The following is a 22900-nucleotide window of genomic DNA, read 5'->3' as shown; positions in this document are numbered from 1 at the left end:
CCTAATCCCCCGGGCCACCAGCGGCCCTGCGGCGGGAGCGTGCGAGCAGCCAGACCGCCCCACCGGCCACCACGGCGGCCAGCGTCCCGCCGGCCCACCACCACCATTGTGGTGAATCACGATGCGCCGCAAGGGCATTCTGGCCCGTGCCGACGCCGCCCGGCACCGTCACCGGATCACGACTGGCGATCGAGACCACGCCGATCCCGTTGAGCGACGACCACCGGTCCGCACCACTGCCCAGCCAGCCCAGCAGCCGGTCGAGCTGATCCACCGCGCCGCCGTTGGAGGTGGCAACCAGTACCGACCGGTGCCCGTCGAACACCACCTGCAGCGAACCGAACCGGATCCGCGGCTCCAGCGTGAGGGTGGTCGAATTGCCGTCGTCGTCAACGACATTCAGTGTTGTCGGAACGGTGTCGGGAGCCGTCACCCGCAGCGGGAGCTCGGGATGATCCCAACCGTTCGGCGAGATCAGCAGTGCCGGGTTGGGTGACTTCAGCGCGTCGGCCAGCGGCACCACGGCGGTGTCGATCGGCAGCGCGGACAACCGCTGCAGCCCGGTCATGATCAACACGGCCCGCGTGGTGTTCCCGAAGTTGTCACCGTCCCCGAGCCCGACCTGCACCCGCGGCATCAGCGCCTGGGGCAGTGACTGGAAGCCGATCGGCACCGGCGGGGCGGCCGGGGTGCTCTGTACGACGGTCTCGCCGTCGATGGTCAGCGTGATGGGCTGGAACTCACCGCATCGACCGGTATTGCCCGAGATGCTCACCTGCACGTTGAGCGTCGTATTGCGCTGCAGCATCTCGTTGGGAATGTCCACCCAGCGATCCACCAGGCCACTGGGGTCCGCGGGCCAGCGCGCGATCGTCTGGGCGCCGACCGACGCCACCACCTGGCCGCCGATCTCGTTCGGCAGCGGCGTGTAGGACCCGATCAGATGCACCCGGACGTCGCGCACCGGTTGGCCCAGCCGGGTCTGGTCCAGGTTGATGCCGACCTGGGGGTTCAGCGCGGAGGCGTTGACACCTGGCTGACCGAGCCGACGGATGGTGGTCTCGTTGCCCGGCAATTGCGGGGTGGACCTCAGCGGTCCGGGAACCGCCTTGGAACCCAGCGCGTACCGGGCGATGGCACTGGTGATCAGCCGGGTCTGATTGGTCAGCTCGTTGGCGGGCCCGGTGATCAGCAGGGCCGGGATCGGGCCCGGGCCGTACAGCGAGACGCTGGCGTCGGGCCCCTCGGCGACCACGATCTGCCGCTCCAGTGGCTGCGCCAGCCCGGGCAGGGGCACCGACCGGTCGGCCAGGGGCAGGACGGCGATCTCCGGGCTCTGGCCGCCGTAGTGCGCCGCGATCGAGGTGGCGAGCTTGACCACCGCGTCGGCCTCGTTCAGCGTCGGCTTCGGCCCGACGTAGATGTCCAGCTTGCGCAGGATCGGCGGCAGGAAGTCCGCGACCACGGTCGGTGCGCGCTCGACGCCGGAGTAGGTGACCGCCGAATTCGCCAGGCGCAGTGGGTTCGTCGGATCCAGGCAGTAACCGTCCAGCGGGAGCAGATAACTGCGCAGCAGCAGGGTCACCGCGTTGCCCTCCACCCGGACCCCGGTGAGGGGAATCGCCAGCGGCCCACCCGCGGGCGGCAACTCGACCTGCGTGAGCAGCCGGTTGTCCTGGCTGATGGTGAGACTCGCGCTGCGCACATACACCGGAATTTGCACGGTCAGGTTCAGGGAGGCCGGCGTCATCCCGGCCGGAACCGGAATGGTCAGTACCACCGTGCCGATCTGCCCGTAGAACAGGAGGTCGGGCGCCGATCCCAGGTCCTCCAGGGCCAGCGTGGGCGACACCGCCACGGCCGGCGAGATGTCAGGTTCGGCGTTTGCCGGTGCGGTCGCTGGCAACAGTGCGAGAGCGACGGTGGCGATCATTCGGATGGCGGCCGAGCTGCGCTTTCTCATCAATGGACAAGCGTACGGTGATCATCGGGATTTAGCCGGTCAATCAAACCGTCGACAACGCGATTTTGCTGTCCACCAACGCAACAACCCCCCGCATCGGATGCGGGGGGTTGTTGTCCAGCAGTGCCTACTTGGCGCGCTCGAGAACCTCGACCAGACGCCAGCGCTTGGTGGCCGACGTCGGGCGGGTCTCCATCAGCGAGACACGGTCGCCGATGCCGGCGTCGCCGTTCTCATCGTGCGCCTTGACCTTCTTGGTGGTCCGGATGATCTTCCCGTACAGCGGGTGCATCTTGCGATCTTCCAGTTCGACCACGATGGTCTTCTGCATCTTGTCGCTCACGACGTAGCCGATGGCGGTCTTGCGGCGGCCGCGCGGCTTCTCGGTGCGGGGGGTGTGCTTGGCCCCGCCGTTGGTTCCAGTGTCTGCCATTACGATTCCTCACCTGCGGGCCCGGACGCCAGACCCAGTTCACGTTCGTTCAGCACGGTGTAGATCCGCGCAATCTCGTGCCGGACCGTCCGCAGCCGGCGGTTGTTGTCCAGCTGACCGGTGGCCATCTGGAAGCGCAGGTTGAACAGTTCTTCCTTCGACTCGCGCAGCTTGTCGGTCAACTCTTCGTTGGTGAGTTCACGCAGTTCGCCGGCGGAGGTGCCCACTGCCATCAGAACTGCTCCTCTCTGGTGACGATGCGTGCCTTGATCGGCAGCTTGTGGATTGCGCGGGTGAGTGCCTCGCGCGCGGTCTTCTCATCGGGGTAGCTCAGCTCGAACAGCACGCGGCCCGGCTTGACGTTGGCCACCCACCACTCCGGCGAACCCTTGCCGGAACCCATGCGGGTCTCGGCGGGCTTCTTGGTCAGCGGGCGGTCCGGGAAGATGTTGATCCACACCTTGCCGCCACGCTTGATGTGCCGGTTGATGGCGATACGCGCCGACTCGATCTGGCGGTTGGTGATGTAGGCGTGCTCCAGAGCCTGGATGCCGTAGTCACCGAAGCTCACATGGGTACCGCCGCTGGCAATACCACGCTGCCTCGGGTGGTGCTGCTTGCGGTGCTTGACCTTGCGGGGAATCAACATTGGCTAGCTCTCCGTGGTTTCCACCGCAGGCGCCTCGGCCGTAACCGGCGTGGCGGATTCTGCGGTCTCTGCTGCGCCCTCGCTGGCGGCCCGGCCGGCGTCCGTGCTGGTCGCGGTGGTGCCCGAAGCACCGCTGCGACGCGGACGGGTGCCCGACGGACGGTCGCGGCGCGGACGGTCGGCGGCCGGTGCGGCGGCGGCCAGCTCGCGCTTGCCACCGACGACGTCGCCCTTGTAGATCCACACCTTCACACCGATCCGGCCGAAGGTGGTCTTCGCCTCGTAGAGGCCGTAGTCGATGTCCGCACGCAGCGTGTGCAGCGGAACCCGACCTTCGCGGTAGAACTCCGAGCGGCTCATCTCGGCACCGCCGAGACGACCCGAGCACTGCACCCGGATGCCCTTGACGTTGGGCTGGCGCATGGCCGACTGGATGGCCTTGCGCATTGCGCGACGGAACGCGACGCGGTTGCTCAGCTGCTCGGCGACACCCTGGGCCACCAACTGCGCCTGGCTCTCGGGGTTCTTCACCTCGAGGATGTTCAGCTGGACCTGCTTCTTGGTCAGCTTCTCCAGGTCGGCGCGGATGCGATCGGCCTCGGTGCCACGGCGACCGATCACGATGCCCGGACGCGCGGTGTGGATGTCCACGCGGACGCGGTCACGGGTGCGCTCGATCTCGACGTCGGCGATACCGGCCCGCTCCAGGCCGGTGGCCAGCAGCTTGCGGATGGCGACGTCTTCCTTGACGTAGTCGGCGTACTGCTTGTCGGCGTACCACCGGGACTTCCAGTCGGTGGTGATACCGAGCCGGAAGCCGTGGGGGTTGATCTTCTGGCCCACTAGCGCGAGCCTCCCTTCGAATCGGCGGCCTTCTTGCTGCCCTGGGCGCGGCGGGAACGGGTAGCGGAGGCCGAAGCGGATGCCTTGGCGTCCTTCTTGCTCGGCCGACTCTCCACGATCACCGTGATGTGGCTGGTGCGCTTGCGGATCCGGTAGGCGCGGCCCTGCGCGCGCGGCCGGATGCGCTTGGCGGTCGGGCCCTCGTCGGCGTAGACCGTGGCCACCACGAGGGTCGACGGGTCCAGGCCGGCGTTGTTCTGGGCGTTGGCGGCCGCGCTGGCGATCACCTTGGCGACCGGCTCACTGGCCGACTGCGGGGCCCAGCGCAGGATGTCGAGCGCCTGCTCGACGGACTTCCCGCGGACCAGGTCGATCACGCGGCGCGCCTTGGTGGGCGAGACGCGCACGTAGCGCGCCACCGCCTGGGCGGACGGGTATTCGGTCTCAGTGCTCATTAGCAGTTTCCTCTGCTCTTCGCGCGAGCGCTCATCGCCGCTTCGCCTTGCGATCGTCTTTGATGTGACCCTTGAACGTGCGGGTGGGGGCGAACTCGCCCAGCTTGTGCCCGACCATCGCCTCGGTGACGAACACCGGGACATGCTTGCGACCGTCGTGGACGGCGAAGGTGTGTCCGATGAAGTCCGGGATGATGGTGGACCGGCGGGACCAGGTCTTGATGACCTGCTTGGTGTTCTTCTCGTTCTGGACGTCGACCTTCTTGAGCAGATGGTCGTCGACGAACGGGCCCTTCTTCAGGCTGCGTGGCATCAGTAGCTCCTACCTAGCGCTTCTTGCCGGTGCGCCGGCGGCGGACGATGAGCTTGTCGCTCGGCTTGTTCGGCTTGCGGGTGCGGCCCTCGGGCTTGCCCCACGGGCTGACCGGATGCCGGCCACCGGAGGTCTTGCCCTCGCCACCGCCGTGCGGGTGGTCGACCGGGTTCATCACGACACCGCGGACGGTGGGACGCTTGCCCTTCCAGCGCATCCGGCCGGCCTTGCCCCAGTTGATGTTCGCCTGCTCGGCGTTGCCGACCTCGCCGACGGTGGCGCGGCAGCGCACGTCGACGCGACGGATCTCACCCGACGGCATACGCAGGGTGGCGTAGGTGCCTTCCTTACCGAGCAGCTGGATGCTGACACCGGCACTGCGGGCCAGCTTGGCACCGCCGCCCGGGCGCAGCTCGACCGCGTGGATCACGGTACCGGCCGGGATGTTGCGCAGCGGCAGGTTGTTGCCGGGCTTGATGTCGGCGTTCGGGCCCGACTCGATCACATCGCCCTGCGAAAGTCCCTGCGGGGCAATGATGTAGCGCTTCTCGCCGTCCAGGAAGTGGAGCAGTGCGATGTTCGCGGTGCGGTTCGGGTCGTACTCGATGTGCGCGACCTTGGCGTTGACGCCGTCCTTGTCGTGGCGACGGAAGTCGATGACGCGGTAGGCGCGCTTGTGGCCACCGCCCTTGTGCCGGGTGGTGATGCGGCCGTGTGCGTTGCGTCCACCGGTGCCATGCAGCGGGCGAACCAGCGACTTCTCCGGATGATCGCGAGTGATCTCGGCGAAATCGGAGACGCTGGCACCGCGGCGACCGGGGGTCGTCGGCTTGTACTTGCGAATTCCCATGTCTCTAGGTCTCTTCCAGTCCTGTACCTGTTCCGGGCGCGGGGCCTAAGCAGGCGCTCCGAACAGATCGATCGGCTTGCTGCCGGCGGCCAGGGTCACGATGGCGCGCTTGGTGCTCTTGCGCTGGCCGTAGCCGGCCCGGGTGCGCTTGCGCTTGCCCTGCCGGTTGGCGGTGTTCACCGAATCGACCTTGACGTTGAAGATCTTCTCGATCGCGATCTTGATCTGCGTCTTGTTCGAATCCGGGTGCACCACGAACGTGTACACGTTGTCCTCGATGAGCCCGTACGACTTCTCCGAGATGACCGGAGCCAGGATGATGTCGCGGGGGTCGGTCACGGTTGCCATCAGGCCGACACTCCTTCTTTCTGGTCCGTCTTGCTCGCGCCCTCGATGTAGGCGTTCAGCGCCTCGACCGAGAACACCACGTCGTCGGCGTTGAGCACGTCGTAGGTGTTCAGCTGATCCGGCGAAATCACATGCACGCCGGGCAGGTTGCGGACGCTGCGGGCGCCCACCTCGTCGGTGCGGCCGATCACCAGCAGCAGCTTCTTGTTCTCGCTGACGCTGGCCAGGAACGACTTGGCGCTCTTGGTGGACGGCGTCTGGCCGCTGACGACCTCGGTGACCGCGTGGATCCGGTCGTTGCGGGCCCGGTCCGAGAGCGCGCTGCGCAGTGCGGCGGCGATCATCTTCTTCGGGGTCCGCTGGCTGTAGTCGCGCGGCTTGGGGCCGTGCACCACGCCACCGCCGGTGAACTGCGGAGCGCGGGTCGAACCCTGACGGGCGCGGCCGGTGCCCTTCTGGCGGTACGGCTTCTTGCCGCCGCCGGAAACCTCACCGCGGGTCTTGGTCGAGTGCGTGCCCTGGCGCTTGGCGGCCAGCTGCGCGATGACGACCTGGTGCATGAGCGCGATGTTCGGCTCGACGTCGAACAGGGCGGCCGGCAACTCGACCGCGCCGTCCTTCTTGCCGTCCGGCGTACGGACGTCAATCTTCTTGGTCATTACTTCTCACCCTTTTTGATCGCAGTGCGAACCATGACGAGCCCGCCGTTGCGGCCGGGGATGGCGCCCTTGATCAGCAGCACGCCGTTCTCGGCGTCCACCTTGTGCACCTTCAGGTTCTGCGTGGTGACCTTGTCGCTACCCATCCGGCCCGACATCCGGGTGCCCTTGAAGACACGGCCGGGGGTGGCGCAGCCACCGATGGAGCCGGGGCGGCGGTGGACGGCCTGGGCGCCGTGGCTGGCGCCCTGGCCGCGGAAGCCGTGCCGCTTCATGGTGCCGGCAAAGCCCTTGCCCTTGGAGGTGCCGGTGACGTCGACGTAGCTGCCGTCGGCGAAGATCTCGGCGGTCAGCTCCTGGCCGACCTCGTACTCCGCGGCCGCCGACTCATCGTCGAGGCGCAGTTCGGCCAGATGCCGGCGCGGGTTGACCCCGGCGGCGGCGTACTGCCCGGTGACCGGCTTGGTCACCTTGCGCGGGCTGATCTCGCCGTAGGCGAGCTGGACGGCGGCATAGCCGTCGCGCTCCGTGGTGCGGATGCGCGTCACAACATTGGGCCCGGCCTTGACGACCGTGACGGGAACAACCTTGTTGTTCTCGTCGAACACCTGGGTCATACCCAGCTTGGTGCCCAGAATTCCCTTGCGTGCCATGAGTTCTGGTTCTCCTACTGGATGTTCACGTCGACGCTGGCCGGCAGATCGATGCGCATCAGGGCGTCAACGGTCTTCGGGGTCGGGTCGAGAATGTCGATCAGACGCTTGTGCGTACGCATCTCGAAGTGCTCCCGCGAGTCCTTGTACTTGTGCGGGGACCGGATGACGCAATAGACGTTCTTCTCGGTCGGCAGCGGCACCGGGCCGACCACACTGGCGCCGGTTCGGGTGACCGTCTCGACGATCTTCCGGGCCGAGGCGTCGATCGCCTCGTGGTCGTAGGCCTTCAGCCTGATGCGGATCTTTTGTCCCGCCACGCTTCTCCTACCTCACTGTTACACCGAGCCCGTCTCCGGGCCCGGCTCTTACCGGCGCATTCGCGCTCGTATGCCGCCGCTGTTTACCTGTCTCAAGGTCACCGGCCCCCGCGGTCGGGTGTGTCGCACCCTCACGCAGTCCCCCGCGCGCCCCGAGAAGGGTCGCGATCGAAAGTGGGACCGGATGCGCCCGGTTGGGCGCGGTAGTGCCTCACCAGGCGAACCCGGCTCGAGGCAACCCGAACAGTATGCCTTAGATCAGCGCCCGCTCCAAATCCCCGCCAACCCCCGCCGAAACGTGCGTTCGGGTGGAAAAACGCGACCAGACGACGCCATTTTGCCGATCTCGGGACGGCCGGCGCGACCCGGTGAACTTACTCCGGAGTAAGGTCCGTGGGATGTCCGTGCATTCTGACTCCAGCCCCACCTACCGGATCTGGCAGCGGATCGGTCACCGCCCGGGCGGCAGCCGGTTGTTCTCGGCGGCGGCGATGGCCCGGGTGCCGTATTTCGCCTCGGTGCTGCCGCACATCGAGCGGATGGAACCCGGTTTCGCGCAGGTCTCGGTGCCGAACTGGTTCTTCGTGCACAACCACCTGCGCACGGTGCACGCGATCGCCTCGTGCAACGCGGCCGAGGTCGCGATGGGGATGTTGATGGAGGCGACCGTGCCGACGACCCACCGCTGGATCCCGAAGGCGATGACGGTGAACTATCTGGACAAGGCGACAACGTCACTGCGGGCCACGGCCCGGATCGACGTGCCTGATTTCGCGGCCATCACCGAGGGCGTCGAACTGGCCGTTCCGGTCAGCATCACCGACCGCAGCGGCAAGGAAGTCGTGCACGCCGACATCACCACCTGGGTGACGACGGCCTGACTCAGGGACCGGCCCAGAACGCGCACTGGTGATCCCGGGCGAAGGTCGTGCCCACCCGGGGCCCGTCGGCACCGAAGGACATCCGGGGGCCGTCGGCGCCGCGTAACGCCGGCCAGTCCGGCGCACCGGGGGCGTGCGGGGTGCCGGCGCTGACGAACGAGGTCCAATAGTCGATCATCTGGTCGCTCAACCGCTGCTGGGCCGGTGTCAGGGCTGGAGCGCCGCCGATGTCGAACAGGTAGCGCAGGTCGAGTCCGTGACTGGCGCCCAGCTCGAACGGCAGATGCTGCAGCGCGTCCGGCGTGGGCGGCCGCGGGTCGGCGAACTCGTAGGCGTAGACCGGTGCGACGGCCGCCTGGCCGACGGCCATCCGCTCGCCGACGCAGGAGAAGTAGGCATCGGTGACGGCCGCGGAATAGGCCGCGGCGACCGATCCGCCGAACCGGTCCAGCGGGTAGTGCGCGGCGACGGCGCCGGCCCGCGGTCCGAACGCCTCCGCCAGCAGGCCCGGATATTCGGCCGGCGCGGGTACCGTGCCGAGCCGCAGGTACCGCAGCGCCATGAAGAACGTGAACTCGTCGCGGGTGGACCCGACGAGCAGCGGCACCGGCCGGCCGTGCCCGGCCGAGATCGCGGCGACCGGTTCGACCGGCAGGACGGGCGTTCCGACCACGGGGCCGCTGAGCTGGTTCCCGCCGATGTGGACGAACCAGGGCGGTTCGGCCAGCTTCGCCGCCGGCAGGGCCCGCAGGCAGGCGGCGGCGGTGGCCGGGTCGGCGCAGCCACGTTCGGCGGCCCAAGCGCGACTGTCGGGTTCGGCGGTCGCCGGGGTGGCCTGCGCGGTGCACGGGCCACTGGCGATGATCGCCGCACGGAACAGGCCGGCCGATCCGGGGGCGACCAGGTGATCGCAGACCGATATCCCGCCCGCGGACTGTCCGGCGACGGTGACCTGGTCGGGATCGCCACCGAACGCGCCGATGTTGTCGCGCACCCAGCGCAGGGCGGCCTGCTGGTCGGCCAGGCCGTAGTTGCCGGGCGGTCCCAGTGCGGGGTGGGCCAGGAAGCCCGGCGCCCCGAGCCGGTAGTTCACGGTGACGACGACGATGTTGCCGCGGATCGCGAGGCGGCGGGCGTCGTAGATGTCGGCGCTGCCGTTGGCGAAGGCGCCGCCGTGGATCCACACCATCACCGGGCGCCCGCGCGCCCCCGTCGGCGACCACACGTCGAGGGACAGGCAGTCCTCACCGGCCGGTCGCCCGTAGTCGGGGTCCCGAGTGGTGTCCTGCACGCACCGGGTTGCGGGCGTGGTCGCGTCCCGCACACCCGGCCACGGCGCGACAGGTTGCGGCGGCTGCCAGCGCAGCGGCCCCACCGGCGGCGCGCCGTACGGAATCCCTTGGAAGAGAACATGATCCGCGGCCACGGTGCCACGCACCGCACCGGCGCGGCTGTGCACCACGCCGTCGGGCCCGGCGCCGTGGGTGCAACCGGCGAGCATCGGGACGGCGATCAGCGCGGCGCGGGCGGCCCGGGAAAGGATTGGCCGGATCGGTCCGGTGAGCACGCCCAACGAGATTACGGCACGGGATTCCCGGAATTCCGGGCCGAAAGCCACTTGGCATAAGTTCCGTTATGGAACACACTGAAACCTGACACCCGTCAAATTCGTCCTCCGACAGCCCCAGGAGTGCCATGACCGTCCCCACGGACCGCAGGACCAGCGACGCCGCCCTGGTGCTCGCCGACCCCAGCGCCTACGCCGACGACGAGAAACTGCACGGCGGCCTGACCTGGTTGCGGGCCAACGAGCCGGTGGCCTGGGTCGACGGCGTGGTTGACGGCAAGCGCGTCTACCTGCCGTTCTGGGCGATCACCAAGCACGCCGACATCATGGACATCGAGCGCGACAACGCGCTGTGGCTCAGCGCCCCGCGCCCGCTGCTGATGCCGGCCGACCTCGACGAAGCCCTGATGGCCGACCGCAAGGCCGGCACCGGCCTCGAGACCCTGATCCACATGGACGACCCGCATCACCGCGACGTCCGCAAGATCGGCGCCGACTGGTTCCGGCCCAAGGCCATGCGCGACCTGAAGGTCCGTGTCGACGAACTGGCCAAGCGGTATGTCGACCGGATGCGCGACATCGGCCCGGAGTGCGACTTCGTCGAGGAGATCGCCGTCAACTTCCCCCTCTACGTCATCCTGTCGCTGCTGGGCCTGCCCGAGGACGACTTCCCCCGGATGCTGAAGCTGACCCAGGAGATGTTCGGCGGCCAGGACGAGGAACACCAGCGCGGTGGCACCCCCGAGGACATGCTCGCGGTGCTGATGGACTTCTTCATGTACTTCGCGAAGCTGACCGCCGCCCGGCGCGAGCACCCGACCGACGACCTCGCCTCGGCGATCGCCAACGGCAAGATCGACGGTGAGCCGATGTCGGACATGGACACCGCGTCGTACTACGTGATCGTCGCCAGCGCCGGCCACGACACCACCAAGGACGCGATCTCCGGGGGCCTGCGCGCCTTGATCGAGAACCCCGATCAGCTGCAACGGCTGCGCGAGAACATGGAGCTGATGCCACTGGCGGTCGAGGAGATGATCCGCTGGGCCACCCCGGTCAAGGAGTTCATGCGAACCGCCGCCGAGGACACCGAGGTGCGCGGCGTCAAGATCGCCAAGGGTGAGAACGTCTACCTCGCCTACGTCTCCGGCAACCGGGACGAGGACGTGTTCGACGACCCGTTCGCGTTCGACATCGGCCGGGACCCCAACAAGCACGTGGCGTTCGGCTACGGCGTGCACTTCTGCCTGGGCGCGGCGCTGGCCCGGATGGAGATGAACAGCTTCTTCACCGAACTGGTTCCCCGGCTGAAATCCATCGAGTTGGCCGGCCCGCCCCAGCTGTCTGCGACGACGTTCGTGGGCGGTCTCAAGCACCTGCCGATCCGCTACGAGATCAGCTGACGCGCGCTCACTGCTTGCCGTACACGTGCAGGAAGCCCTCGACGGCGGCCCGCACACTCTCGCGGTAGTCGATATCGGGCAGGGTGCTCAGCCGCGCGGTGACCAGTGGGCCGAGCAGGAGCGTCATCGCGGTCGCGCGGTCGAAGTCGCCGAGTTCCGCGGCGGCCTGCGGACTGTCGAAGATCGCGTCGAACGGCGCCGCGTACTGCTGAGCGATCCGCTCGCGCAGGGTACGTACCTCGTTGGAGTCGGTGCGGTCGGGCAGCTGGTCCAGGTCACGGCCCAGTGCCAGCCAGTTCATGGCGCTCAGCAACGCCGGCGCGTCGGCGATGTGCTCCGCCCAGGCTTCCAGCAGGGCGGTCAGCCGGTCCCGTAGCGAACCGCGCTCCGGGGGCATCGGGGCGGGCGGGATGAGGCTCTGGAACGCCGCCGCCAGCAGGTCGTTGCCGCTGGGGAAATGCCGGTACAGCGTGGCCCGGGCGACGTTGGCCCCGCGGAGCACCGCATCCACGGTCACCGCGCTCGGGCCGCCCGATCGCAGCAGTGCGGTCGCCGATTCGAGCAGCCGGGCCCGGGAGCGCGCCGGCCGCGGGTCCGTTCGTGCCATCCCTGTCCCATCGCACACAAGACTGTTAGTCTCGAAACTTGCCGATACGGGAGGAGGCGCCCGCAATGCTCGATGCCCCCGCTCCGCTCGACCAGCGTACCGACCCGGTGGCCCGCCCCCTGTCGGAGCAAGCCCAGCAGTGGACACTCATCGTGGCCTGCCTGGCGCTGTCGCTGGTGATGGCGTCGCTGGTCGCACTCAACACGGCCCTGGCCGACATCGCGCGCGAGACCTCCGCCAGCCAGACCCAACTGACCTGGATCGTCGACAGCTACACCGTGGTGATGGCCTGCCTGCTGCTGCCCGCCGGCGCCATCGGCGACCGCTACGGCCGACGCGGCGCCCTGGTCCTGGGGCTCGCGATCTTCGCCGTCGCCTCCGTGATCCCCCTGCTGTGGTCGGACCCGGGCACGTTGATCGCCGGTCGGGCCGCCGCGGGCCTGGGTGCGGCGTTCATCATGCCGGCCACCCTGTCGCTCATCACCGCGGCCCATCCCCCGGAGCGGCGTACCCGGGCCGTCGGGATCTGGGCCGGCATCGCCGGCTGCGGCGGAATTCTCGGCATGCTGGGATCCGGTGTGCTGCTTCACTTCTGGTCCTGGAAGTCGATCTTCTGGGGATTCCTGGGCGCCGCGGTCGGGCTGGCCGCGGTCGGTCTCACCATCGCCACCAGCAAGGACCCCGAATCCAAACCGATCGATTGGCGGGGTGCGGCCGTCATCGCCGCGGCGGTCGCGGTGTTCGTGTTCGGCATCCTCGAGGCGCCGGCCCGCGGCTGGAGCGACCCGCTGGTCTACGGCTGCCTGATCACCGGAGTGCTGTTGGCCGGAGCGTTCGGAGTGGTCGAACTGCGCCGGCCCCACCCGCTGCTCGACGTCCGGCTGTTCGCCGACCCGACCTTCCGGACCGGCGCCGCCGCCATCGTGGTGTTCTTCGTCGCGATCTTCAGCTTCCTGTTCCTGGCCATGCAGTACATCCAGTTGGTGATGGGGTACGACGCCCTGCAGACCGCGTTCGCCCTGACCCCGCTGGCCCCGCCCATGCTGCTGCTGTCTGTGCTGGCGTTCTGGTACGTGCCGAGGATGGGGCTGCGCCTGGTGGTCCTCGTCGGACTGCTCGTGGTCGCCGTCGGCTTCACCTCCCTGCGCGTGCTCGACGTCGGTTCGGGCTATCTCGACCTGGCGTGGCCGCTGCTGATCCTGAGCGCCGGGATCGGACTGTGCACCACGCCGACCACCTCGGCGATCATGAGCTCCGTACCCGACGACAAACAGGGGGTGGCGTCGGCGGTCAACGACACCACGCGCGAAGTCGGCGCCGCTCTCGGTATAGCGCTGACGGGGTCGTTGCTCGCGTCGCGGTACACCGCCGTCATGCAGTCGCCCGTGGCCACCCTGCCGCCCGAGGTCCAGCGGGGCGCGCAACGCTCACTCGGTGAGGCACTCGGCATGGCGGATCATCTCGGGCCCGCCGGGCCACAGCTGGCCGACGCCGCCCGGGCCGCGTTCGTGTCGGCCATGCACGACACGGTCCTGACGCTGGGCGTCGTGGTGGCGGCGTGCGCCGTCCTCATCGCGCTGTGGGCACCCGGACGCGACGGGCGGCAGCTGGCCGTCGTGCGCGGGCTGCGGGACCGCCGGGCCAGGGCGGCCGCCTTCCTCGTCCGAGAGGGCTAGCGGACGAACTCGGCGGCCCGGTGCGCCAGCGCGATGGTGGTCGCGTGGGGACCCCGGCTCGGGATCGACGGCATGATCGAACCGTCGATCACCCACAGTCCGTCGACCCCGCGCACGCGGCACCCGGGGTCCAGCACCGCCGCCTCGTCACCGTCCCGCCCCATCGGTGCCGTGCCGCACAGATGCTGCGACGTCGACCACTCCGGCTCACCGATATGCGTTGCCGCCGAGGCCAGTTCGCGGGCGACCCGGGCGCCGTGGTCGAGCGCCGCCAGGTCCGCAGGCTCGGCGTCGTAGTGATGCGTGATCGCCGGGGGCACGGCGGGATCGGCCGACACCAGCCGCACGGCTCCGCGCGCCCGCGGATTCATCAGGGCTACTCCGATGTGCGGCCAGTCCGGATGCCCGGTGCTGCCGTCGCCGACCATCGCGATGAAACCGCCTGTGTAGGGCCGGATCTCGATGCCCTCGGCCAGGCTCAGAACCACCTCGAGCACGGGCCGCGACGGCGCCACCGGCCAGTCGGTCGCGAGCACCCACTCGGCGTGGTCCGCGGTGTGCAGCCCGACCGGGGCCGGTGTCACCACGGGCACTCCCGCAGCATGCAGCATGGCCTCGTCGCCGATGCCGGACAGCATCAACAGGTGGGCGCTGCCGATGGCGCCGGCGGACAGCACGATCCGGTCGGCGGTGAGCAGCGCGGCGCCGGACGGCCCGAGCACCCGGACCCCGACGGCGCGCACGCCGTCGAACACGATCTGCAGCGCCCGGGTCGCCGACAGCACGGTCAGATTCGGGCGGGCACCGGCCGGCACCAGGAACGCCGCTCCCGCGCCGGTGCGCACACCGTCGACGATGTTGCTGGGCACCAATCCGACGCCGGCCGGCAGGGTATCCGCGGCACCGTCGTTGACGTCGTCGACCCACGGATAACCCGCCTGCGCCGCCGATTCGATGAAACTCGCTGTGGCACCGACAATCTCGTGTGCCCGGCGGACCCGGATCGGGCCCCGGTCACCGTGCGCGGGCGCGCCGGGGAAATCGAGGTCGGTCTCGATTGCGCGGAAGTGCGGCAGCACGTCGGCCCAGGACCAGCCGGGCAATTCCCAGCCGTCGAGGTCGGCCGGCAGGGCACGGCAGAAGTATCCCCCGTTGACCGCCCCGGAACCGCCCACCGTCGCGCCGCGCACCAGGTTCATCGTGCGCGGCGGTCGGTCGGTGAGCTGGGTCGCGAACCTGGCCACCAGCGGGCTGGCCCCTCCGATCGGCAGCTGCAGGCCGTTGCCGGTCAGGGCGGCCACCCCCGGTACCTCGGGCCCCGGCCCCGCCTCGAGCACCGTGACCCGGCAGTCGGGGTTTGCCGAAAGTCGTTCGGCCACCACCGATCCGGCGCTACCGGCACCGACGATCAGGATGTCACTGTGAGTGTTCGGGGGCACCGCGGCGGTCAGGTCCGGATCTGCGGCTTCAGCGGTCCGATGGTGCGCTCCCGGACCACACCGGTCCACAGCCCGGCGCCGTACGCCAGATCATCGAGGCGCTTGAGGATCAGGTACGGCATCAGCCCGAGGGGCTTGCCATCGTCGACCATCGCATTGCGCCGGGCCAGCCAGTCGGCGACGCCGTCGAGCACGGCGGCGATCAGGATCGCCCGCCGGCACCGCCGCGACACCACCGCCGCCACCATCGCCACCGGCCAGTAGTGCCGGCAGGCGGCGGCGGCCAACTGCATCGCGGCGGCCCACAGGCCCTGACCCGTGACCCTGGCGACATCGCCGGGCTGGGTCTCCGGGGCCCGCATGGCGTTGGAGATCCGCCGCCCCGCGACCGCCATCGCGATGCCGGAGGCCACCAGACCCGGCCAGTTGCCCGACACCAGCATCACCCAGGCCGCCAGCATGGTTCCGGAGATCGCCAGCGGTGCGGTCTTGTCCGGATGCCGGGACGACAGCGGGGCCGCGGAGGTTCCGTAGAATGCCTTGCGCACCAACCAGTCCCGCAGCTTGGTCCGATGATCATGACCCACCAGCGCGATGGGTTCGTACCGCAGCCGGGCACCCGACTCGATCAACCGCCAGCACAGGTCGACGTCCTCACCGGAGGCCATGGCCTCGTCGAAGCCGCCGATGTCGCCCACGGTCGTGCGCCGGCAGATGATGGCGGCACTGGGCACGTAGGAGACCGTGCTGTAGGGCAGCACCGGCGCCTCCCGGTGCCCCAGGTCCAGCGACGAACGGATCATCTCGTAGCGGGCGACCGGGTTGTCCTGCGGGTCCAGGCCCACGATGCGCGGCGCCACCAGCGCCACCGCCGGATCAGAGAAATGTCCCAGTAGGGCTTCCAACCACCCGCGCCGCGGCACCACATCCGAGTCGAGGAACGCCACGAAGTCGCTGCCGGTCGCGGCCAGACCGGTGTTACGCGCTGCTGCGGGCCCCCGGCTGACGGGATGCCGGATCACCGTGACCTCGGCGGGGACGTCGGCGAAGTCACCGTCGGCCAGCGGCTCGGTGGAGCCGTCGTCCACCACTATCACCCGCAGACCGCGTAACACCGACGTCAAGCGCCGCACCCCGGAACGGTTGTCACGCACCGGGATAACCACCGTCACATCGCGGTGCGACGGACCACCCGACGGGCGGGGATGGGCGACGGTGGCGTCCAGCAGGGTCCGGGCGAACTGCGCGCTCTGCGCGTCACGGACCTCGACACGGCCGTCGCCGAGCAGGGTGCGCGCGGCCGGGGCCAGCCGCAGCAGGCGGGTGGGCGACCCGCCGAGCAGGGCGGCCCCGTGACCGAGCACCCGCACGCGGCGGTCGACCTGGACGGCGAACCCGTCCGGCAAACGGGGTTGGGTCATTGCAGCATCCCGTTGTGGTCCGGCTCCCAGCGCCGGACCCGGCCGAGTGCCCCGGCGACCATCTCGGCGAACAGCGCTGCCCCCGCGTCGGCGTTCGCTGTGGTCGGATCGCCCAGCACTCCCACCTCACTCACCGCAGCGACTCCCCCATGGACCATGCTCGGCATCAGGTCTACCAGCGGAGCGGTGTTCCCCGGGCGGGTTTCGCCGATCACGACATCCTCCGGCGAAAGATGTAGCAATACAGACGTTTCGGTGTGGCCCGCATGTGCGTCGCCGCCGCTGACCAGGCAGGGGCACCACGCCGCGTCACGGCCCTCGTACCGCAGCCGGGCCACCGCCGACCGCAGCGCCCCCACGTTGCCGCCGTGGCCGTTGACGAAGACCAGCCGGGACGCCCAGTTCAGCGCCGATCTGCCGAACTCCAGCAGGACGAGGCTCAGGGCCTCCGCGCCGATCGAGACGGTGCCGGGGAAACCCTCGTGTTCGCCGCTGGCGCCGTAGGACAGGGCCGGGGCGAGCAGGGCGTCAGCGGTATCGCCGGCGACGGCGGCGGCGACCGCCGTCGCGATCCGGGTGTCGGTGTCCAGCGGCAGGTGAGGCCCGTGCTGCTCGGTGGAACCCACGGGGATCACCACTACCGGAGAGGTGTCGTGGAGTTGCCTCGACGTCGAGTTCCCAAGAATCTTGGGGAAGACCACCTGCCGATGGTAGGACGAATTCACCTGTCGTGCACCGGTTGTTCGGATTGTTCGGACCCGGAATGCCCGGACGGTCACGCCCGTCCCGTCAGCCCCGTTGGCACCAACGGCGCCGTCAGGCCCCGAGGGTTCGGGTGAAGCCGTCCGGGATCAGGATGTCGTCGCGGGTGAGGTCGTGGATGGACTCCTTGGCCAGCCCTCGCAGCGCCGAGTCGATGCCGCCGTGCAGGATGTCCAGGACGTTCTCGACGCCGGCCTGGCCGTTGGCGGCCAGGCCCCACAGGTAGGCCCGGCCGATCATCACCGCGCGGGCGCCCAGTGCCACGGCCTTGACGACGTCGCTGCCGCGCCGGATGCCGCCGTCCAGCAACACCTCGACCTGATCACCCACGGCGTCGGCGATGGCGGGCAGGCACCGGATGGCCGCGGGTGTGCCGTCCAGGTTGTTGCCGCCGTGGTTGGACACCGTGATCGCCGAAACCCCGGCATCCACAGCACGTTTGGCATCGTCGACCCGCACCATGCCCTTGAGCAGGAACGGGCCGCCCCACTGCTCACGCAGCCAGGCGATGTCGTCCCAGGTCGGCGGCGGGGTGCCCATCCACTGGCCGTAGGCCTCGAAGAAGGTGGGTCCCGCCTCGCCCCGGCGGCCCTGATTGGGCACCCGCAGGTCGGGCGGGCGCAGGTGCTTGCCGAAGCTCCACAGCCACCGCGGTTTGGTGATGACCTCCGGCGACATCTTGATCATCGTCTTGAGGTCCATCTTCTCGGGGATCTTCGGGCTGCCCCAGTCGCGCCCGTGCGAGAAGCTCCAGTCGGTGGTGGCGATCATGCCGACGGCGCCAGCGTCCTTGGCGCGCTGCACCCGTTCGGCGATCTCGTCGCGGCTGCCCAGCCAGTAGATCTGGAAGAAGATCTTGTCGTTGACCGCCGTCACGTCCTCCATCGGCTTGCTGGCGAACGAGGACAGCCCCATCGCCGTCCCGCGGGCGGCGGCGGCGCGGGCGACGGCCACCTCGCCGTCGGGGTCGACGGCCTGCACCCCGGTGGGCGAGATGATGACGGGCATCGAGATGTCCTGGCCCATAACGGTTGTGGCCATATCGCGCTTCTCGGTGGCGCCCACGACATGCGGCGCGAAGCCGAGCTCGGCGAATGCCTCCACATTGTCGGATACGGACACACCTTTTTCGCTGGCGGAGATCAGCGAGGAGTAGGCCGACTTGGGCAGGCGCTTCTTCGCGCGCTGCTGGGCGATGGCGACGGTTTCGAACCAGGTATCACGAGCCATGATCTAGACGGGACTTTCGTTGCAGAATTTCTTCGGGGGGACGCCCAGGGTGAGCAGGACCGGCTCCTTGCGCTTGCCGGTGCGGGAGTGGTCGACGGCCGGCTTGGGCACCTCACGGGTGCCGGCGAGGGCCTGTTCGGAATAGCCCTGCACACATTCGGGATCGGGGCCGTCCAGCGGCAGGCCGGTGAAGAACTTGGCGGCCATGCAGCCGCCCCGGCAGGCGTCGTAGTGCCCACAGCTGCCACAGGCCCCGGCCGACTGCGGCTCGCGCAGCTCGCGGAACAGTGCCGAGTTCTGCCAGACGTTCTGGAACCCGTTCTCCGACAAGATATTTCCGGCCAGGAACTTGTCGTGGATGGCGAACGGGCAGGCGTAGACGTCACCCACCGGGTCGATCAGGCAGACCACCCGGCCGGCGCCGCACAGGTTCAGGCCGGCCAGCGCGCCCGGCTCGCCCAGTCCCGACAGATGGAAGAACGAGTCACCGGTGAGCACCCGCTCGCCATGGGCCACCAGCCAGTCGTAGAGCTGCACCTGCTGGGCCGGGGTGGGGTGCAGTTCGTCCCACACGTCGGCGCCGCGGCCCGACGGGCGCAGCCGGGTGATCCGCAGTGTGGCGGCGTACTGGTCGGCCAGGGCCTTGAAGTCGTCGAGCTGATCGACGTTGTGGCGGGTGACCACCACCGAGATCTTGGCGTCCTTGAAGCCGGCATCGGCCAGGTTCTGCAGCGCGCGCGTGGCCATGTCGAACGAGCCCTGGCCGCGCACCGCGTCGTTCACCTCGGCGGTGGCGCCGTCCAGCGAGATCTGGACGTCGACGTAGTCGCTGGCGGCCAGGCGGGCGGCCACCTCCTCGTTGATGCGCACCCCGTTGGTGGAGAACTTCACCCCCACGTGGTGCGCGGTGGCGTAGTCGACCAGCTCCCAGAAGTCGGGGCGCACGGTCGGTTCGCCGCCGCCGATGTTCACGTAGAACACCTGCATGCGCTCGAGTTCGTCGATGATCGCCTTGCACTGATCGGTGGACAGCTCGCGCGGGTCCCGCTTGCCCGACGAGGACAGGCAGTGCACGCACGCCAGGTTGCACGCGTAGGTCAGTTCCCACGTCAGGCAGATCGGGGCGTCCAGACCCAGCTCGAACTGGTCGACCAGGCGCGGGACGGGCGCGGGGGCACCCGGTGTGGGCGTGGTCAAGGTAGTGGTCACGATCACTCCTGTGGCACAAGCATTTTGGAGCTGACAAGGGTGGCAAGCGCACGCAGATATGGCTCCTGCGCATCGCCGTCGAGACCGGCGGCCCGGCAGGCCGACCGAACGTCGTCGTACTCGTCGAGCGACTCGATCAGCGCCAGGATGGTCCGGTTCTTCAAGAAGGACAGCTTGCGGGTCCCGAAGTGGTAGAGCAGCGCACCGAACGGCTCGGGCCGCACTGCCACCTGGGGGTGCAGACGCCAGCCGCGATCGGGGTCGAACCCGACCACGGCGGGCGCCTCGGCCACGGTCAGTAGACGCCGCACATGCCGTCGATGGACACCTCTTCGACGAGGGACTCTTCGACGAGTGCGGCGTCGGTGGTGAGGTCGTTGTTCTGATCCATGATGTTCCCTTTCGTCGTGTGAGCCTGGACACAGAGGGTCCGTGCGGGACAGAATATGGCATCCGGTGCCGAAACGCTACTGTCCGATCGGAGAGGAGGTCGCGGTGGGATCACCCGCACCAACAGCCAGGGTCGGGCGCCGCCGTTCCACCACCCGCGGCGACATCGCGGACGTGGCGATCGATCTGTTCAGCGCGCACGGTTTCGACGCCGTCAGCGTCGACGACGTCGCCGCGGCCGCCGGCATCGCGCGCCGCACCCTGTTCCGGTACTACACCTCGAAGAACGCGATCCTCTGGGGCGACTTCGACACGCACCTCGAGCACCTCGCGAACCTGCTCGACCAGGTCGACGACAACGTGCCGCTGCCCGAGGCGCTGCGATCGACCCTGCTGGCGTTCAACACCTTCGGCGAGGGCGAAGCGGTACAGCACCGTAACCGGATGCGCGTGATCCTGGAAACCGCTGAGCTGCAAGCCTATTCGATGACGATGTACGCCGGCTGGCGCGAGGTGATCGCGAGGTTCGTGGCCGCCCGCACGGGGTCCAAGACATCCGATGTCGGTCCTCGGACCACCGCCTGGGCGATGCTCTCGGTCGCGCTGTCGGCCTACGAGAGCTGGCTGGCCGACGAGTCGGTGACGCTGCACGATGCGCTCGGGGCCGCGTTCGACGTGGTGGCCCCGGGGCTGGGGCGTATCCCATGAACGGGCTCTCGGACTCGGTGCGCCGGCAGGGCCGGATCTGCGCCCGGCTGGGCTCGCCGATGTACGGCGAGCTGCTCGACCGGATCGCCGACGACATCGACGCCGGCGGCCCGTTCGCGGAGTTGCTGGCCGGGCACGAGGCGGATCCGATGGCCGACGCCACCCCGCTGCGGTTGCTGGGTGGGTTGCACCGCATGGTGCTGACCGGCGCCGCACCGCGGCTGGCCGCCTTCTACCCCAGCGCCGGTGGAACCTGGGACAGCAGCGCCTGGCCGGTGATCGTGGACTCGGCCCGCGAGCACGCGGACCGGCTGCGCGCCACGCTGGCGATGCCGCCGCAGACCAACGAAGTGGGCCGGGCGGCGGCACTCATCGGCGCGCTGCTGCGCCTGGTCGATCGATTCCCCTACCCCGTACGGCTTTTCGAGATCGGCACCAGCGGCGGACTGAACCTGCGGGCCGACCACTTCCGGTTCCGCTACGACGGCGACGAGTGGGGGCCGGCGTGGTCCCCGGTCGTCATCGAGAACGCCTGGCAGGGCCGCCGGCCGCCCGATGCGCCGTTGCGGATCGTCGAACGCCACGGCTTCGACATCACGCCCATAGATGTGACGGCCGCCGCCGGAGAATTGACCCTGCTGAGCTATGTGTGGCCGGACATGCCCGAACGGATGGCCCGGCTGCGCGCGGCCGTCAACATCGCCCGGCAGGTGCCCGCGGGCCTGGACCGGATGTCCGCCGCCCGCGCGGTGGCAGGGCTGCGACTGGTGCGCGGCACCATGACGGTGCTGTGGCACTCGATCACCTGGCAGTACCTCGACGACGCCGAGCGGGCGGGGGTCGCGGCGCGGGTTGCCGAGCTGGCCGGCCGGGCCGATGACGCCACGCCGTTCGTCTGGCTCAGCCTCGAGCCGATGCGCCGGGGACCCGGCGACCGCAACGAATTCGTCGTACGGGCCCGCTGCTGGCCGGCCGGCACCGACGAGATCCTCGGCGTCTGCTCCCCACACGGTCCCCCCGTCGTCTGGGAGTAGGGCCCTTCCGCCGAGTGTGCGTGTCAGTACGCAACACGCCGCGACCGAGCGAACTTCTGTGCACCTTCAGCACGGCAAAGCGACCGTTATCCACAGGGCGCAGTGACGGTGAGTGCACCGCACGCCGGCTTCGAGCCACCATGCCCCGGTGGACGACGACCTGAATCGGCTCCTCGACGCCCAGGGCGGCGTGGCAACCGCGGCGCAACTACTGGCGGTAATGAGCAGGCGCGAACTTGCCTTCAAATTGAAAACCGGCCAGCTGCAACGGATCTGGCACGGTGTGCACGGCCGGCCAGACCCTGACGACGCGACCCGACTGCGCGCACTGGACCTGCTGACCGGATCTCGGGTGGCCGTGTGCCTCGGCACCGCGGCAGCGATTCACGGTTTCGACACCGAGGACACGCGCGACCTGCACGTCTTCGACCCGCCTGGTCATCAACTACGAACCGCCCGCGGACTGGTGGTGCACCGGCGCTACGACTCGCCGTTGGTCTTGCGCGACGGGCGGTTGGTATCCGCACCGGCGTGGTGTGCGATCGAGGTGGCACGCGGCCTACGACGGCCCCGCGCACTGGCCACCCTGGACGCCGCCCTGCGTAGCGGCGCCTGCACGCCGACGACACTGCATCACGCCGCCGTCGCGCAGTTCGGCCGGCGCGGGATCGTGGCGGTCCGCGCCCTGTTGCCCCTGGCCGATCCGCTCGCGGAGTCTCCAATGGAGAGCGAGGCCAGGCTGGTCATGCTTGACGGCGGGCTGCCCGGTCCCGACCTTCAGCACGAGATCCTGGACCGCCACGGCCGGCTCTGGCGGGTGGATTTCGCCTGGCCGGAACTCCGCATCGCCGTCGAGTACGACAGCGACGAGTGGCACAGCGGTGCCGAAGCGCTGCACCGCGACCGCCGTGACGCGCTGCGCGACGCGGGCTGGCTGGTCATCGTCATCTTCGCCGACGACGTCCGCCGCTCGCCCAACGAACTGGTCCATCGACTACGTGCCGAGTTGCACTCGGCGGCCGCCCGGCTCGACACCCGGGCCTGCGCCGAGAGTGCATGAAAGTCCGCTCCCAGCGGCGTGTCGGCG

27 protein-coding genes are annotated in these 22900 nt (G+C 69.3%); 6 read left to right on the top strand and 21 right to left on the bottom strand.

The genetic code is table 11. The annotated features are described in order from the left end of the window. Window position 1 precedes the first annotated feature (1 nt). From U0R18_RS13335 to rpsJ, 12 genes are all read right to left on the bottom strand, one after another. Window positions 2-1963: a hypothetical protein gene (locus tag U0R18_RS13335; protein WP_526369025.1), complete on the bottom strand. Its 1962-nt coding sequence runs from the start codon at window positions 1961-1963 to the stop codon at window positions 2-4. Window positions 1964-2090: 127 nt separating this feature from the next. Next, window positions 2091-2396: a 30S ribosomal protein S17 gene (gene rpsQ, locus U0R18_RS13330; protein ID WP_526369023.1), complete on the bottom strand. Its 306-nt coding sequence runs from the start codon at window positions 2394-2396 to the stop codon at window positions 2091-2093. After that, the gene (gene rpmC / locus U0R18_RS13325) at window positions 2396-2629 is read right to left on the bottom strand and encodes a 50S ribosomal protein L29 (protein WP_526369020.1); all 234 of its coding nucleotides are present in this window, start codon (window positions 2627-2629) and stop codon (window positions 2396-2398) included. Before rpmC ends, rpsQ begins: the two co-directional genes overlap by 1 nt. Continuing rightward, window positions 2629-3045, bottom strand: coding sequence for a 50S ribosomal protein L16 (gene rplP, locus U0R18_RS13320; RefSeq protein ID WP_526369018.1), 417 nt, complete (start codon window positions 3043-3045; stop codon window positions 2629-2631). Before rplP ends, rpmC begins: the two co-directional genes overlap by 1 nt. Window positions 3046-3048: 3 nt before the next feature. Next, the gene (rpsC, locus tag U0R18_RS13315; protein WP_526369016.1) at window positions 3049-3888 is read right to left on the bottom strand and encodes a 30S ribosomal protein S3; all 840 of its coding nucleotides are present in this window, start codon (window positions 3886-3888) and stop codon (window positions 3049-3051) included. Then, a complete protein-coding gene (gene rplV, locus U0R18_RS13310; protein ID WP_526369014.1) occupies window positions 3888-4343 on the bottom strand; it encodes a 50S ribosomal protein L22 in 456 nt (151 codons plus the stop codon). Before rplV ends, rpsC begins: the two co-directional genes overlap by 1 nt. 31 nt (window positions 4344-4374) lie before the next feature. Further along, on the bottom strand, window positions 4375-4656 hold the full coding sequence (gene rpsS, locus U0R18_RS13305) for a 30S ribosomal protein S19 (protein ID WP_010908582.1): 282 nt from the start codon (window positions 4654-4656) through the stop codon (window positions 4375-4377). 13 nt (window positions 4657-4669) lie between these two features. After that, the gene (gene rplB / locus U0R18_RS13300) at window positions 4670-5506 is read right to left on the bottom strand and encodes a 50S ribosomal protein L2 (protein WP_526369012.1); all 837 of its coding nucleotides are present in this window, start codon (window positions 5504-5506) and stop codon (window positions 4670-4672) included. Window positions 5507-5551: 45 nt separating this feature from the next. Next, window positions 5552-5854: a 50S ribosomal protein L23 gene (gene rplW / locus U0R18_RS13295; RefSeq protein WP_526369010.1), complete on the bottom strand. Its 303-nt coding sequence runs from the start codon at window positions 5852-5854 to the stop codon at window positions 5552-5554. Further along, window positions 5854-6513 (bottom strand): 50S ribosomal protein L4, encoded by a 660-nt coding sequence (rplD, locus tag U0R18_RS13290; RefSeq protein ID WP_526369008.1) that lies wholly within the window; start codon window positions 6511-6513, stop codon window positions 5854-5856. The genes rplW and rplD overlap by 1 nt, the downstream gene beginning before the upstream one ends. Next, a complete protein-coding gene (gene rplC / locus U0R18_RS13285; protein WP_526369006.1) occupies window positions 6513-7166 on the bottom strand; it encodes a 50S ribosomal protein L3 in 654 nt (217 codons plus the stop codon). Before rplC ends, rplD begins: the two co-directional genes overlap by 1 nt. Before the next feature lie 14 nt (window positions 7167-7180). Next, on the bottom strand, window positions 7181-7486 hold the full coding sequence (gene rpsJ, locus U0R18_RS13280; RefSeq protein WP_003883485.1) for a 30S ribosomal protein S10: 306 nt from the start codon (window positions 7484-7486) through the stop codon (window positions 7181-7183). A gap of 398 nt (window positions 7487-7884) precedes the next feature. Between rpsJ and U0R18_RS13275 the strand changes: the two genes are divergently transcribed. Next, the gene (locus U0R18_RS13275; RefSeq protein WP_526369004.1) at window positions 7885-8367 is read left to right on the top strand and encodes a PaaI family thioesterase; all 483 of its coding nucleotides are present in this window, start codon (window positions 7885-7887) and stop codon (window positions 8365-8367) included. 1 nt (window position 8368) lies between these two features. Here the strand turns inward: U0R18_RS13275 and U0R18_RS13270 are convergent, their stop codons facing one another. Then, window positions 8369-9934 carry a carboxylesterase/lipase family protein gene (locus U0R18_RS13270; protein ID WP_526369002.1) on the bottom strand — a complete coding sequence of 522 codons (1566 nt, stop codon included), beginning with the start codon at window positions 9932-9934 and terminating at the stop codon, window positions 8369-8371. 128 nt (window positions 9935-10062) lie between these two features. Between U0R18_RS13270 and U0R18_RS13265 the strand changes: the two genes are divergently transcribed. Continuing rightward, a complete protein-coding gene (locus U0R18_RS13265; RefSeq protein WP_526369000.1) occupies window positions 10063-11337 on the top strand; it encodes a cytochrome P450 in 1275 nt (424 codons plus the stop codon). A gap of 7 nt (window positions 11338-11344) precedes the next feature. On the opposite strand, the gene U0R18_RS13260 is transcribed toward U0R18_RS13265, so the two are convergent. Further along, the gene (locus tag U0R18_RS13260; RefSeq protein ID WP_526368999.1) at window positions 11345-11944 is read right to left on the bottom strand and encodes a TetR/AcrR family transcriptional regulator; all 600 of its coding nucleotides are present in this window, start codon (window positions 11942-11944) and stop codon (window positions 11345-11347) included. A gap of 38 nt (window positions 11945-11982) precedes the next feature. Here U0R18_RS13260 and U0R18_RS13255 point away from each other — a divergent pair, with 38 nt between their 5' ends. Further along, on the top strand, window positions 11983-13620 hold the full coding sequence (locus tag U0R18_RS13255) for an MFS transporter (protein WP_526368997.1): 1638 nt from the start codon (window positions 11983-11985) through the stop codon (window positions 13618-13620). Here U0R18_RS13255 and mftG read toward each other — a convergent pair. The 7 genes from mftG to mftA form a co-directional block, all read right to left on the bottom strand. Continuing rightward, window positions 13617-15071, bottom strand: coding sequence for a mycofactocin dehydrogenase MftG (mftG, locus tag U0R18_RS13250; RefSeq protein ID WP_526369528.1), 1455 nt, complete (start codon window positions 15069-15071; stop codon window positions 13617-13619). The two genes, U0R18_RS13255 and mftG, sit on opposite strands and share 4 nt — an antisense overlap. Beyond that, window positions 15068-16480 (bottom strand): mycofactocin biosynthesis glycosyltransferase MftF, encoded by a 1413-nt coding sequence (gene mftF / locus U0R18_RS13245; RefSeq protein ID WP_526368995.1) that lies wholly within the window; start codon window positions 16478-16480, stop codon window positions 15068-15070. The genes mftG and mftF overlap by 4 nt, the downstream gene beginning before the upstream one ends. Beyond that, the gene (mftE, locus tag U0R18_RS13240; RefSeq protein WP_526368993.1) at window positions 16477-17205 is read right to left on the bottom strand and encodes a mycofactocin biosynthesis peptidyl-dipeptidase MftE; all 729 of its coding nucleotides are present in this window, start codon (window positions 17203-17205) and stop codon (window positions 16477-16479) included. The genes mftF and mftE overlap by 4 nt, the downstream gene beginning before the upstream one ends. Before the next feature lie 91 nt (window positions 17206-17296). Then, window positions 17297-18472, bottom strand: coding sequence for a pre-mycofactocin synthase MftD (mftD, locus tag U0R18_RS13235; RefSeq protein WP_526368991.1), 1176 nt, complete (start codon window positions 18470-18472; stop codon window positions 17297-17299). A gap of 3 nt (window positions 18473-18475) precedes the next feature. After that, complete coding sequence (mftC, locus tag U0R18_RS13230) at window positions 18476-19669, bottom strand: mycofactocin radical SAM maturase (protein ID WP_526369526.1); 1194 nt, start codon at window positions 19667-19669, stop codon at window positions 18476-18478. Window positions 19670-19683: 14 nt separating this feature from the next. After that, a complete protein-coding gene (mftB, locus tag U0R18_RS13225) occupies window positions 19684-19992 on the bottom strand; it encodes a mycofactocin biosynthesis chaperone MftB (protein ID WP_526368989.1) in 309 nt (102 codons plus the stop codon). Then, entirely contained in the window at window positions 19977-20072 is a 96-nt protein-coding gene (gene mftA / locus U0R18_RS13220; RefSeq protein ID WP_526368987.1) for a mycofactocin precursor MftA, read from the bottom strand. The genes mftB and mftA overlap by 16 nt, the downstream gene beginning before the upstream one ends. A 104-nt stretch (window positions 20073-20176) precedes the next feature. Here mftA and mftR point away from each other — a divergent pair, with 104 nt between their 5' ends. The 3 genes from mftR to U0R18_RS13205 all read left to right on the top strand — a co-directional run bounded on the left by mftR (window position 20177) and on the right by U0R18_RS13205 (window position 22873). Beyond that, complete coding sequence (mftR, locus tag U0R18_RS13215) at window positions 20177-20779, top strand: mycofactocin system transcriptional regulator MftR (protein WP_526368985.1); 603 nt, start codon at window positions 20177-20179, stop codon at window positions 20777-20779. Then, window positions 20776-21813, top strand: a complete 1038-nt coding sequence (locus tag U0R18_RS13210; protein ID WP_526368983.1) for a DUF2332 domain-containing protein — start codon at window positions 20776-20778, stop codon at window positions 21811-21813. The genes mftR and U0R18_RS13210 overlap by 4 nt, the downstream gene beginning before the upstream one ends. Before the next feature lie 148 nt (window positions 21814-21961). Beyond that, window positions 21962-22873: a type IV toxin-antitoxin system AbiEi family antitoxin gene (locus tag U0R18_RS13205; protein WP_526368981.1), complete on the top strand. Its 912-nt coding sequence runs from the start codon at window positions 21962-21964 to the stop codon at window positions 22871-22873. The last annotated feature ends 27 nt before the right edge of the window (window positions 22874-22900 follow it).

It is taken from the genome of Mycobacterium sp., assembly GCF_046330795.1.
Lineage (GTDB): Bacteria > Actinomycetota > Actinomycetes > Mycobacteriales > Mycobacteriaceae > Mycobacterium.
The sequence above is the reverse complement of the archived record's forward strand: the minus strand, read 5'-3'. Positions and strand labels throughout refer to the sequence as shown.